The 12,845-nt window shown below is 58.8% G+C and carries 12 protein-coding genes; 5 read left to right on the forward strand and 7 right to left on the reverse strand.

What is annotated here, in order from left to right:
• Window positions 1-209: 209 nt before the first annotated feature.
• Both fadD1 and fadD2 read right to left on the reverse strand, forming a co-directional pair.
• Entirely contained in the window at window positions 210-1,907 is a 1,698-nt protein-coding gene (gene fadD1 / locus CKW17_RS20430) for a long-chain-fatty-acid--CoA ligase FadD1 (protein ID WP_095121271.1), read from the reverse strand.
• A gap of 347 nt (window positions 1,908-2,254) precedes the next feature.
• Window positions 2,255-3,943: a long-chain-fatty-acid--CoA ligase FadD2 gene (gene fadD2, locus CKW17_RS20435; protein WP_095121272.1), complete on the reverse strand. Its 1,689-nt coding sequence runs from the start codon at window positions 3,941-3,943 to the stop codon at window positions 2,255-2,257.
• Window positions 3,944-4,143: 200 nt separating this feature from the next.
• Between fadD2 and CKW17_RS20440 the strand changes: the two genes are divergently transcribed.
• Window positions 4,144-5,088 carry an alpha/beta hydrolase gene (locus tag CKW17_RS20440; RefSeq protein ID WP_095121274.1) on the forward strand — a complete coding sequence of 315 codons (945 nt, stop codon included), beginning with the start codon at window positions 4,144-4,146 and terminating at the stop codon, window positions 5,086-5,088.
• Window positions 5,089-5,131: 43 nt separating this feature from the next.
• Window positions 5,132-5,602 (forward strand): MaoC family dehydratase, encoded by a 471-nt coding sequence (locus tag CKW17_RS20445; protein WP_003227420.1) that lies wholly within the window; start codon window positions 5,132-5,134, stop codon window positions 5,600-5,602.
• A 265-nt stretch (window positions 5,603-5,867) separates the two neighbouring features.
• Here the strand turns inward: CKW17_RS20445 and CKW17_RS20450 are convergent, their stop codons facing one another.
• Window positions 5,868-6,335, reverse strand: a complete 468-nt coding sequence (locus tag CKW17_RS20450; protein WP_016983691.1) for a PA2169 family four-helix-bundle protein — start codon at window positions 6,333-6,335, stop codon at window positions 5,868-5,870.
• Window positions 6,336-6,540: 205 nt separating this feature from the next.
• Here CKW17_RS20450 and CKW17_RS20455 point away from each other — a divergent pair, with 205 nt between their 5' ends.
• Entirely contained in the window at window positions 6,541-6,777 is a 237-nt protein-coding gene (locus CKW17_RS20455) for a DUF3820 family protein (RefSeq protein WP_003227425.1), read from the forward strand.
• Window positions 6,778-6,806: 29 nt separating this feature from the next.
• On the forward strand, window positions 6,807-7,988 hold the full coding sequence (locus tag CKW17_RS20460) for an aminotransferase class V-fold PLP-dependent enzyme (RefSeq protein ID WP_095121276.1): 1,182 nt from the start codon (window positions 6,807-6,809) through the stop codon (window positions 7,986-7,988).
• Here the strand turns inward: CKW17_RS20460 and CKW17_RS20465 are convergent.
• The 4 genes from CKW17_RS20465 to zwf form a co-directional block, all read right to left on the reverse strand.
• A complete protein-coding gene (locus CKW17_RS20465) occupies window positions 7,985-8,563 on the reverse strand; it encodes a hypothetical protein (RefSeq protein ID WP_095121278.1) in 579 nt (192 codons plus the stop codon). The genes CKW17_RS20460 and CKW17_RS20465 overlap by 4 nt on opposite strands.
• Window positions 8,564-8,843: 280 nt before the next feature.
• Window positions 8,844-9,509, reverse strand: coding sequence for a bifunctional 4-hydroxy-2-oxoglutarate aldolase/2-dehydro-3-deoxy-phosphogluconate aldolase (locus CKW17_RS20470; protein WP_008082815.1), 666 nt, complete (start codon window positions 9,507-9,509; stop codon window positions 8,844-8,846).
• Between the two features lie 17 nt (window positions 9,510-9,526).
• Window positions 9,527-10,240 carry a 6-phosphogluconolactonase gene (gene pgl, locus CKW17_RS20475; protein ID WP_095121279.1) on the reverse strand — a complete coding sequence of 238 codons (714 nt, stop codon included), beginning with the start codon at window positions 10,238-10,240 and terminating at the stop codon, window positions 9,527-9,529.
• The gene (gene zwf, locus CKW17_RS20480) at window positions 10,227-11,693 is read right to left on the reverse strand and encodes a glucose-6-phosphate dehydrogenase (RefSeq protein ID WP_077574250.1); all 1,467 of its coding nucleotides are present in this window, start codon (window positions 11,691-11,693) and stop codon (window positions 10,227-10,229) included. The genes pgl and zwf overlap by 14 nt, the downstream gene beginning before the upstream one ends.
• Before the next feature lie 226 nt (window positions 11,694-11,919).
• Here zwf and CKW17_RS20485 point away from each other — a divergent pair, with 226 nt between their 5' ends.
• Entirely contained in the window at window positions 11,920-12,780 is an 861-nt protein-coding gene (locus tag CKW17_RS20485; protein ID WP_171057240.1) for a MurR/RpiR family transcriptional regulator, read from the forward strand.
• Window positions 12,781-12,845: the final 65 nt, after the last annotated feature.

The raw sequence follows: 12,845 nt of genomic DNA on the forward strand, positions 1-12,845 counted from the left end.
GGAGAGGGGACTGACCGAGGTATTCGGGCGAGATACACCGACCTGAGATTCCTGAGTTGAACTCAGATTCTGAACAGCCCCCCGATCGGCTCCCTTCCCCCTCGCCCCCCTGAGGGAGAGGGTTGGGGTGAGGGGGTAGGATTTACCGGACACTGCAAACTCCCCCGCATACACCAACAAAAAGCCCCGCATCTGCGGGGCTTGGTGTTTTAAGCGGCGGACTTCGCCTTGATCTTCTTCAGCTCTTCATCCCGCAACTCGCGACGCAGGATCTTGCCGACGTTGGTGGTCGGCAGCGCATCGCGGAATTCCACCGAGCGCGGCACCTTGTAGCCCGTGACGTTGGCACGCATGTGATCCATCACCTGCTCTTTGGTCAGGGTCACGCCCGGCTTGGCAACGATGAAGATCTTGATCGCCTCACCCGACTTCTCGTCCGGCACGCCGATGGCCGCGCACTGCAACACGCCCGGCAGGGTCGCCAGTACGTCTTCCAGTTCGTTCGGGTAGACGTTGAAACCGGAGACCAGAATCATGTCTTTCTTGCGATCGACAATGCGCATGTAGCCGTCCGGCTGGATCAGCGCGATGTCACCGGTCTTCAGCCAGCCTTCGCTGTCGAGCATTTCATCGGTGGCTTCCTGACGCTGCCAGTAGCCCTTCATCACTTGCGGACCTTTGACGCACAGTTCGCCGATTTCACCCAGCGGCTGCTCGACACCGTTATCGTCGATGACTTTGCACAAGGTCGATGGCACCGGAATACCGATGGTGCCGATCTGGATGTGCTGGATCGGGTTGACCGTGGCCACCGGGCTGGTTTCGGTCATGCCGTAACCTTCGCAGATGGCGCAACCGGTGACCGCTTTCCAGCGCTCGGCAGCGGCCAGTTGTAGGGCCATGCCGCCGGACAAGGTGACTTTCAGCGCGGAGAAATCCAGCTTGCGGAAACCTTCGTTGTTGCACAGCGCCACGAACAACGTGTTGAGGCCGACGAAACCACTGAACTTCCACTTCGACAATTCCTTGACCATCGCCGGCAGGTCGCGCGGGTTGCTGATCAGGATGTTGTGGTTGCCGATCAGCATCATCGCCATGCAATGAAAGGTGAACGCATAGATGTGGTACAGCGGCAGCGGCGTGATCAGGATCTCGCAACCTTCATTGAGATTGGAGCCCATCAGCGCTTTGCACTGCAGCATGTTGGCGACGAGGTTGCGATGGGTCAGCATCGCGCCTTTGGCCACGCCGGTGGTGCCGCCGGTGTATTGCAGCACGGCAACGTCGCCGCTGTGCGGATTGGCTTCGGCAACCGGTTGGCCCTGGCCCTTGCTCAGCACGTCGTTGAACTTGACGGCTTTGGGCAGGTGATAGGCCGGGACCATTTTCTTCACGTACTTGATGACGCTGTTGATCAGCAGTCGCTTGATCGGCGGCAGCAGGTCGGCAACTTCAGTGACGATGACGTGTTTGACGCCGGTTTTCGGCACCACGGCTTCGGCCAGATGCGCCATGTTCGCCAGGCAAACAAGGGCTTTGGCACCGGAGTCGTTGAATTGGTGTTCCATTTCCCGCGCGGTGTACAGCGGGTTGGTGTTGACCACGATCAGCCCGGCGCGAATCGCACCGAAGACGGCCACCGGGTACTGCAGAACGTTGGGCAGTTGCACGGCGATTCGATCGCCGGGCTGCAAATCGGTATGCTGTTGCAGATACGCGGCAAACGCACCGGACAATTCGTACAATTCACCGTAGGTGATTGTCTTGCCCAGGTTGCTGAAAGCCGGTTTGTTGGCGAAGCGTTGGCAGGATTGCTTCAACACTGCCTGAATGTTCGGATACTCGTCCGGATTGATGTCGGCAGCAATTCCAGCCGGGTATTTATCCTTCCAAAAGTCTTCGATCATGGAAGCCCACTCCTCAGCAACGCGAATTCTTCACCGCATTTGATGCGATTATTATTGGTGTGTGTTTGGTATTGGTGAATCTGGCTTTTACATAGGCCGAGAAGTCACAAAGCGCGCCGAGAGTAGCAGCTTTGCCAAGGGTCGACTAGAGCCAAAAGCGGCCCCTACAGTCATATTCATGACTCAAGACTATCTAGCAGTCATTTTAGAGCAAAAATCCTAGACCTCCTTGAAAGCCCCGGTTTTCGGGGACTCAAAGCAAAAGATCGCAGCCTTCGGCAGCTCCTACAGGACATGCATTCCAAGGTAGGAGTTGCCGAAGGCTGCGATCTTTGCGCTTTTGACTTTTACGCGATATCGCGCAACTCACGCCGCAGAATTTTCCCGACAGGCGTCATCGGCAATGACTCACGCAATACGATGTGTTTCGGCACCTTATACGCAGTGAAATTCTCTTTGCAGTAGGCCTTGAGCTCTTCGAGGCTGACCCCGGTTTCCCGCGCCACCACGAACAGCTTCACCGCCTCGCCCGAACGCTCGTCCGGCACGCCGATCACCGCGCAGTTGGCGACTTTCGGATGGGCCATCACCACGTCTTCGATTTCATTCGGATAAACGTTGAAACCGGAGACGATGATCATGTCCTTCTTGCGATCGACGATGCGCACGAAACCGTCCGGATCGATCACCGCAATATCGCCGGATTTGAACCAGCCCTCGGCATCCAGCACTTCGGCCGTGGCCTCAGGTTTGTGCCAGTAGCCCTTCATGATCTGCGGGCCTTTGATGCACAGCTCGCCGCGTTCGCCCATAGCCAGCTCGACGCCATCGTCATTGATGACTTTCAGCAACGTGCCCGGCACCGGCAGGCCGACCGTGCCCAGCCGCGATTGATCGCCGTACGGGTTAGTGCAGGCCACCGGTGAGGTTTCGGTCAGGCCGTAACCTTCGGTGATGCGGCAACCGGTTATCTGCTCCCAGCGCTCGGCGGTAGCCTTGACCAGTGCGGTGCCACCGGAGTTGGTGAGTTTCAGGCTGGAAAAATCGAGGGTCTTGAAATCCGGGTGATCCATCAACGCCACGAACAACGTGTTCAAGCCCAGCAGCGCCGAGAAGCGCCAGTTTTTCAGCTCCTTGATGAAGCCGGCGATGTCGCGCGGGTTGGTGATCAGCACGTTGTGGTTGCCGGAAACCATCATGCACATGCAGTTCGCGGTGAAGGCATAGATGTGATACAGCGGCAGCGGCGCGATCATCACTTCCTGGCCTTCGCGCAACAGTGGCTGGCCGTCCGGGCCGAGCTGGGCGAGACAGGCGCGCACTTGCTGCATGTTCGCCACCAGATTGCCGTGGGTGAGCATCGCGCCTTTCGCCAACCCGGTAGTGCCGCCGGTGTATTGCAGCACGGCGATGTCGTCGAGGCTGACCTTCAGCGGCTTGATTCCCAGACCTCGGCCCATGCGCAGTGCACTTTTGAAGGAGATCGCCTGCGGCAGCGAATACGCCGGGACCATTTTCTTCACTTTGCTGACCACGGTATTCACCAGCCAGCCCTTGGCGGTGGGCATCAGGTCGCCCATCTTCGCTTCGATCAGGTATTGAATGTCGGTGTCGGGCAGCACTTCCTGGACTTTCTGGCCGAACATGTTCAGGTACACCAGCGCCCGCGCGCCGGAATCCTTGAACTGGTGGCGCATCTCCCGCGCGGTGTACAACGGGTTGGTGTTGACCACGATCAACCCGGCGCGCAATGCACCGAACACGGCAATCGGGTAATGCAGGACGTTGGGCATCTGTACCGCAATGCGATCCCCCGGGACCAGATCGGTATGCGCCTGCAAGTAACCGGCGAAGGCAGCGCTCTGACGCTCAAGTTCAGCATAGGTCAGGGTGATGCCCATGTTGCTGAACGCCGGGCGATCGGCGAACTTCTTGCAGGAACGCTCGAACACCTCGATCACCGACTTGAACTCACCCATGTCGATGTCCAGCGGTACGCCGGCCGGGCGTTTGTCGTTCCAGAAATCAGGTTGCATTGTTCTTGTCCTCTTTACCTGAGCCGATCCGGGGCCGCTTTCTGTCATTTCTGAAAAAGCGGAGCTTCACGGACACTAGCAGCTATGGCCATTGAGGCAAATATGGACAAAGCCGTCATTGATCGTGTGAATCTTCCTGCCGTGGCGTGGGCTGATCAGACGCGCTATACAATGTTCCGACTCAGAGCAAAGGAATCGCCATGATCCACGACACCCTATGGCTGGACGCGAGTGACCGCAGCCGCCTCTTCGTCAATCAATGGCTGCCCGCCGCGCCATTGAAAGCGGTGATCCTGCTGGCCCACGGCATGGCCGAACACAGTGGCCGCTACGCGCGACTGGCCGACACGTTTTGCGACAAAGGATATGGCGTGTACGCGCCGGATTTACGCGGACATGGCAAAACCGCCAATCACGGAACCCTCGGCCACTTCGCCGATGACGACGGCTGGTGCAAAGTGCTCGGCGATCTGGCCAGCCTCAATCAGCACATCGGTCAACAACACCCCGGGGTGCCGATCATCCTGCTGGGGCACAGCATGGGCAGCTACATCGCCCAAGGTTATTTGCTGCACCACAGCGCCAGCCTGAACGGGGCGATTCTCAGTGGTTCAAACTTTCAGCCCGTTGCGCTGTACGGCGCCGCGCGGCAGATCGCCCGCCTGGAAAAACTGCGTCAGGGTGGCAAGGGCCGTAGCGCGCTGATCGAATGGCTGTCGTTCGGCTCGTTCAACAACAAATTCAAACCGGCGCGCACACCGTTCGACTGGTTGAGCCGCGACCCGGCCGAGGTTGACCTGTACGCCAACGACCCGCTGTGTGGCTTTCGCTGCACCAATCAACTGTGGATCGACCTGCTCGGCGGCTTGCAGCAGATCAGCAAAGCGTCCAATCTCGCGCAGATCGACCCGGGCCTGCCGCTGCTGGTAATCGGCGGCGAATGTGATCCGGTGAGTGAAGGCAAGCGTCTGACAGATCTGGCCAATGCCTTGCGCTCGGCCGGCAGCCAGCACCTGCAACTGCAGATCTACCCGCAGGCGCGGCACGAATTGTTCAACGAAACCAACCGCGACGAAGTGATCGCGGATGTGCTGGCCTGGATCGATCAGGCCCTGAGCCATCCGCGCCCTCAGCGCAGCGAATAAATTTTTAGTGGATTCACTGAATCCGTCACAGGAATCGAGACCGATGACCCAGGTTACCAACATCCCTTACGAAGCCCTCGAAGTCGGCCAGACCGCCAGCTACAGCAAGACCGTCGAAGAGCGCGACATTCAACTGTTTGCCGCGATGTCGGGCGACCACAACCCGGTGCACCTGGACGCCGAGTTTGCCGCCGCCAGCATGTTCAAGGAGCGTATCGCTCACGGTATGTTCAGTGGCGCGCTGATCAGTGCTGCCGTGGCGTGCGAGCTGCCTGGGCCGGGCACTATTTATATCGGTCAGCAGATGAGTTTTCAGAAGCCGGTGAAGATTGGTGACACGTTGACCGTGCGCCTGGAAATCCTCGAGAAGCTGCCGAAGTTTCGTGTACGCATTGCCACTCGTGTGTTCAACCAGCGTGATGAGTTGGTGGTGGATGGTGAGGCGGAGATTCTGGCGCCGCGTAAGCAGCAGACGGTGACGTTGCCTACTTTGCCGGCGATCAGCATTGGCTGATTGATTTATGGTGTGTCAGTGAGAGCTTTTCCCCCTCACCCCAACCCTCTCCCCCAGGGGGGCGAGGGGGAAAGGGAGCCGATCTCGATGCTTTTCAAAACCTGAGTTCACCTAAAATCGCTCAAGTCGGTGTATCTCCAACATCCACCTCGGTCAGTCCCCTCTCCCTCCGGGAGAGGGCTAGGGTGAGGGGCTCTTGCTTTGGCTTTCCCCCAGACACAAAAAAACGCCAGACTAGCTGGCGTTTTTTATAACCGGCAAACGCTTACGAACGAGCGCGAGCCTGGTTACGCAGGGCTTTCACCTGATCGTGGTTGCGTTGCACGCCGTGATATTGGCGCTCAACCAGGTCACGAATACCGACCAGATTGTGCTTGCTGATTTTCTCGAGGGCTTCTTTGTAAGCCTTCAGCGCATGGTCTTCACCGCGCTCGGCTTCATTCAGCACAGCCTCTTCGTCTTTGCCGGTGAACATGGCTTTGACGTCGACCCAGCGACGGTGCAGGTCACCGCTGACGCTGGTGGAGGTTTCCGGATCGCCGCCCAGCTTGCGAACTTCGGCTTGCAGTTCTGCTGCAGCGGTAGCGCAATCAGCGGAGCGAGTCACGAACAGGGTTTTCAGTTCTGGGTGCTTGATGTCTTCGGCGCAAGTCTTGAACCCTTCCTGACCGTCCTTGCTGGTTTCAATCAGGTCATTGAGTACAGAGATGGCTTCTTTATTCATGTCGGTCATTTTTCAATTCCTTGCGATTGGTTGAAGATGCAAGGGATATTGCAGTGTGCGTGCCAGCTTTTTTATTTATTAAATTTCGTTATCTATCAACAACTTAAAGATAAGTGAACTATCTGTATCACGGTTATTTGCATGATCTGTCATTTGGCCTGCATGCAGAATGCCTGTATTTTCCAAGCTGATTTGAAGCCAGACGATCTCACTGATGAATCCCGAAAAACTCGAACTGTTGATCACCCGCGAAATGCCCTTCGGCAAGTACAAGGGCCGGATCATTGCCGACCTGCCGGGGCCGTACCTGAACTGGTTTGCCCGTGAAGGTTTCCCGCACGGCGAACTCGGTGGCCTGCTCGCACTGATGCAGGAGATCGACCATAACGGCCTCTCGGACTTGCTCGAACCGCTGCGCGCCAAACACGGCAAACCTGCCCCGCGCCATTGAAGCGCCCTCCTCTCTAGAGTCAGCCGACCATGCCCGATAACACCCGCCGCGCCCGTGACGAAGCTTTTTGGCAAACGTTCGCTGACCGTTACGACGTTCAACCCGGCCCCGTAAACCTGGAAAACGGTTACTTCGGGCGCATGTCGCGCACAGTAATCGAGGAATACCAGCGCAATATCGAGCTGATCAACACCAGCAATTCGGTGTACGTGCGCCAGCGTTTCGAGCAGCACGATAACCTCGATATCCGCGCGCAACTGGCCGAGCTGATTGGCGTGCGTGCACAGAGCGTCGCGTTCACCCGCAACGCCACCGAAGGCCTGCAATCGCTGATCCGCAACTACAACCGCTTGCAACCGGGCGATCAGGTGCTGATCAGTGATCTGGAATACGACACGGTCAAAGGCGCCATGCGCTGGCTGGCCAGACATCGTGGTGCCGAGGTGATCGAGATTGCCCACGCGCACCCAGCGAGTTACGACAGTCTGCTGGAGACTTACCGCGAAGCGTTCAGCGGCCACCCGAAGATCAAGCTGATGGCCCTGACTCACGTCACTCACCGCACCGGCCTGGTCATGCCGGTACAAGCCATCGCCGCGCTCGCCAAAGAGCAATGCGTCGATGTCATCCTCGACGGCGCCCACGCGCTCGGCCAGATCGAGTTCGATCTTGAAGCTCTGGGCATCTCTTTCGCGGGTTACAACCTGCACAAATGGATCGGCGCACCGCTCACACTCGGCTTCCTCTACATCGCGCCGCAACGCTTGACCGATATCGATCCGGACATGGATGAAATGCATTACCCGGCCAATGATATCCGTGCGCGCACTTCGTACAGCACGCCCAACATTCCAGCACTGATGACCTTGCCGCTGGTGTTCGAAGAGCATCGCTCCCTCGGCGGCGCAGCGGCCAAAGGCGCTCGCGTCAATTATCTGCGCAATCTGTGGGTCAGCGCGGTGCGGCATTTGCCGGGCATCGAAGTGATGACGCCAGACGATCCACGACTTTATTGCGGCATCACATCGCTGCGCTTCACCCGCCACGACAACCAACAGGCGATGGCTGAGCGTCTGCTCAACGACTACAACCTGTTCACCGTGGTGCGCAACGGCGCAGCCAGCGGGCCGAGCATCCGCATTACGCCGGGGCTGACCACCACCGCTGGCGACATGCAGTTGCTGGTCCGCGCGCTGAACGAGCTGCGCTAAAACACCGCGCCTGTGGACTTCTCGTAGCCAGCAAGGCCGATCTGCGACGACACCGCAAAGGTGTCGACGCCGATCGTCAGGCTGCCGAAGTAGCCGTCCTCAAGACCTTCCCCGCCAATCGGTCGCAACACCAGTCGCGAAGCATCATCCTCCGCGGTTTCACAGCTACAGACATCCGGAAGATGCAGCCGTCCTGCCCAGGCCTCCTGATGTGACTGCGGGTGTTGATCATCACTGGCGATGCACACGGTCATGGCGATGCACGAAGCCCCGCCAGAGTGCTGATCCGGATAAATACTGGTAAACCGCACGATGCCTTGGCTGTCGGTCGACTGGGCGCCGCACAGGCTGTCGGCGCCAATGTTCTGTTCGATCCGGACATGGGCGCCAACCACTGGCTCACCGGTCATGGCGTCGACCAGGGCCAGACGCAATACCAGTGGCAGGCCTTCGATGCCGCCACTGATGTTGCGCACCTTGCCTTCGGTTTTGCGCCAATCGAAGCTGCCAGGGATATGCGTTTGCCGTTGCCGAAGAGGCTGATGGGGCAAGTCTGCTGATTGATGGTCGTCCATGAGGCGTTCTCTCTTCCGTAAGATGAAAGCAGATTAGCGCCACGCAAACGCAGCTGTGCGGTAACTATGTATCGCGTCGTAACGGTGTCGATGCAGGAGCTGCCGAAGGCTGCGATCTTTTGATGTTGGCGCTAAAGAGCAAGGTCAAAAGATCGCAGCCTCGTTTCACTCGACAGCTCCTGCATAGCTTCTACACAGCAATTTTCAGGCAAAAAAAAACGGTGCACCGACCAAGCGCACCGTAAAGCCGTAGAACACACAACGAAGTGTCTGGTAACAATCAGTCCAGCAGCGCCAACGCCTCGGCGGTGCATTCCTGAATACGGGCCCAGTCGCCGTTCTTGATCCACTCCGGATCAAGCATCCAGCTACCGCCCACGCACATGACGTTTTTCAGCGCCATGTAGCTCTTGATGTTGGCTGGGCCGACGCCGCCAGTCGGGCAGAATTTCACTTCGCCGAACGGGCCGCCGAGGGCTTTGATTGCCGCCACGCCACCGCTGACTTCAGCCGGGAACAGCTTGAAGCGGCGATAACCCAGGCCGTAGCCCTCCATGATGCCGGAGGCGTTGCTGATACCCGGCAACAGCGGAATCGGGCTGTCGACGCTGGCTTCCAGCAAATCACGGGTGATGCCCGGGGTGACGATGAACTGCGAACCGGCCGCTTCAGCTGCCGCGAGCATGTTGCGATCGAGCACGGTACCGGCACCGGTCATCAGTTCCGGACGCTGGTCGCGCAGGATCTGGATGGCCTTGAGGCCGAACTGCGAACGCAGGGTCACTTCCAGCGCGGTCAGACCACCGGCAGCCAGGGCGTCGGCCAATGGCAGCACGTCCTGTTCGCGAGCGATGGTGATCACCGGCAGGATCCGCGCCTTGGCGCAGAGGCTGTCGATCAGGGCAACTTTGTCCGCCATGGAAACGGTCGGGGATGGGGTTGTCATAGCGGCTGTTCCTTGGCTCATGGGCACCAGTAAATCTCTAACGTAGGTTGCAGAAACGCGCGCACCGGCATGGCGGCGACGTCGTCGGATGCCAGTGCGGCATTCAGGGTGGTCAGTTTCGACTGACCGGAAATCGACAGAATCTTGTGCTTCGCCGACGCCAGCAGCGCACGGCTCATGGTCAGGCGCTGACGCGGCACGCTCGGCGCCAGCATCGGCCAGCAACGGCGTGTGCCATCGGCTTGCAAGGCTTCGGTCAGGTTCGGGCTGTCGGGGAACAGCGACGCGGTGTGCCCGTCATCGCCCATGCCCAATACCAGTACGTCAATCGGCGGCAACTCGGCGAGCAGACGATCGGCCTGTTCAGCAGCCTGCTCGACGTTGGCCGCCGCGCTATAAAGGCTGAGGAACTGCGCCTTGGCCGCCGGGCCTTTGAGCAGATACTGCTTGAGCAGGCCGGCATTGCTGTCGGCGTGTTCAACCGGTACCCAGCGTTCGTCGGCGAGGGTCACGACGACCTTCGACCAGTCCAGCTCCTGCTTGGCCAGGTGCTGGAAAAACGCCACCGGGCTACGACCGCCCGACACCACCAGCACCGCGTTGCCGCGTGCCGCAATGGCCTCGCTCAATTGCTTGGCGACGTTCAGCGCCAGACCTTCGGCCAACAGCACCGGGCTCTTGAATTCATGAGCGTTCACGCCCGCAGGCAGTTGCACATCAGATATCGCCATACCACGACCTCCCGTCCCGCGTGATCAATGCAATGGAGCTCATCGGCCCCCACGACCCGGCCGCATACGGCTTGGGCGCGTCACCGGATTTTTTCCACCCGGCGATCAGCTGGTCACACCATTTCCACGCGGCTTCGATTTCATCTTTACGGACAAACAGGTTCTGATTGCCGTTCATCACTTCCAGCAACAACCGCTCGTAGGCATCGGGGATCCGCGCGCTACGCCAGGTGTCGGAGAAATTCAGTTGCAGCGGGCCGCTGCGCAGTTGCATGCCTTTGTCCAGGCCCTGCTCTTTGGTCATCACGCGCAAGGAAATGCCTTCGTCCGGTTGCAGGCGGATGATCAGTTTGTTGCTGATCTGCAGGCGTTGTTCCGGCGCAAAAATGTAGTGCGACGGTTCCTTGAAGTGGATGACGATCTGCGACAGTTTCTGCGGCATACGCTTGCCGGTGCGCAGGTAGAACGGTACGCCGGCCCAGCGCCAGTTGCGGATGTCGGCACGCAGGGCGACGAAGGTTTCAGTGTCGCTCTGGGTGTTGGAATTCGGTTCTTCGAGGTAACCCGGAACGGATTTGCCTTCGCTGTGGCCGGCGATGTACTGGCCGCGTACCACCTGAGTGGTGAGGCCTTCCGGGCTGATTGGCGCCAGTGCCTTGAGCACTTTTACTTTCTCGTCACGGATGCTGTCGGCGGACAGGTCAGCCGGCGGATCCATGGCGATCAGGCAGAGCAGTTGCAGCAGGTGATTCTGGATCATGTCGCGCAGCTGGCCGGCCTTGTCGAAATAGCCCCAGCGGCCTTCGATGCCGACCTTCTCGGCCACGGTGATTTCCACGTGGGAGATGTAATTCTGGTTCCACTGGGTTTCGAACAGGCTGTTGGCGAAACGCAGGGCGATCAGGTTTTGAACGGTTTCTTTGCCCAGATAATGGTCGATGCGGTAGGTGCGGTTCTCCGGGAAGAACTGCGCCACGGCGTCGTTAACCTTGCGCGACGATTCGAGGTCGGAGCCGATCGGCTTTTCCAGCACCACACGGGTGTTTTCTGCCAGACCGACTTTCGCCAGGTTCTCGCAGATCGCGCCGTACACCGCGGCCGGCGTGGCGAAGTAGGCAATCATGCGTTGCGTGCTGCCGGCCAGTTCGGCCAGCGCCACATAATCTTCGGATTTGAGGAAATCGACGTGCAGGTAGGTCAGGCGTGCGAGAAAACGCTCGGCGACGGCCTCGTCCAGCTCTTTGCCCACGTAGCGGCGCAGTTCAGCGGCGATGAACGCCATGTGCTGTTGTTGGGAACCTTCTTCACGGGCCAACGCGATGATCCGCGTGTCCTCGTGCAGCAGGTCGGCGCCATCGAGGTGATAAAGGGCAGGAAACAGCTTGCGCAGGGCCAGATCGCCAAGCGCGCCGAACAAGGCAAAGGTGCACGGTTCAACCGTAATCGAAGGCATGATGTTTGTTCTTTTATCAAGTTAAGCTACAAATACCTTTTTTCAAGGCATCACTCAAGGGAAAATGTAGTAATAACCACAACATTTTCGCAAAATACAGATTCCGAGTGGTGGTCAGTCGGAGCCATCAGTAGGATAGGCCACCGTTACGGGCCATATCAAAGGCCCAATTTGCATAGCCCGGCGCACCTTTGCGCAGGTGAATTAGGAATTCCATATGGACCGCGTGCGAAATTTACTGGAACAGATCCAGAGTCGCCTTGAAGACCTGAACAAGGCCGAACGCAAAGTCGCCGAGGTGATCCTGCTCAACCCGCAGCAGGCCACCCGCTTCAGCATCGCCGCCCTCGCCCAGGCAGCCTCGGTGAGCGAACCGACGGTCAACCGTTTCTGCCGGTCGTTCGGTGTCAGCGGCTACCCCGAGCTCAAGCTGCAACTGGCGCAGAGCCTGGCCAGCGGCGCGGCGTATGTCAGCCGCGCGGTCGAAGCCGACGATAATCCTGAGGCGTACACGCAGAAGATTTTTGGCAGCGCCATCGCATCCTTGGACAGTGCTTGTCAGGCATTGGACCCGAACCTGATCAGCCGTGCTGTCGACCTGTTGATTCAGGCGCGGCAGATCCACTTCTTCGGCCTGGGGGCTTCGGCACCGGTGGCGCTGGATGCGCAGCACAAGTTCTTCCGTTTCAACCTGGCCGTCACCGCGCATGCTGATGTGTTGATGCAGCGGATGATTGCCTCGGTGGCGCACACCGGTGAGTTGTTCGTGATCATTTCCTACACCGGTCGCACCCGTGAGTTGGTCGAGGTGGCGCGCATTGCTCGCGAGAACGGCGCTTCGGTGTTGGGTTTGACGGCGGAGAATTCGCCGTTGGCCAAGGCGAGTACCTTGAGCCTGAATATTCCGTTGCCGGAAGACACCGACATTTATATGCCGATGACTTCGCGGATCATTCAGTTGACGGTGCTGGATGTGTTGGCGACGGGAATGACGTTGCGTCGTGGCGTGGATTTCCAGCCGCATTTGCGCAAGATCAAAGAGAGCTTGAATGCGAGCCGGTATCCGGTTGGGGATGAATTCAACTAAAGATCAAAAGCACACCCTCACCCCAGCCCTCTCCCGGAGGGAGAGGGGGCCGACCGAGGTGTCTT

Source organism: Pseudomonas sp. Irchel s3f10, from assembly GCF_900187515.1.
Lineage (GTDB): Bacteria > Pseudomonadota > Gammaproteobacteria > Pseudomonadales > Pseudomonadaceae > Aquipseudomonas > Aquipseudomonas tensinigenes.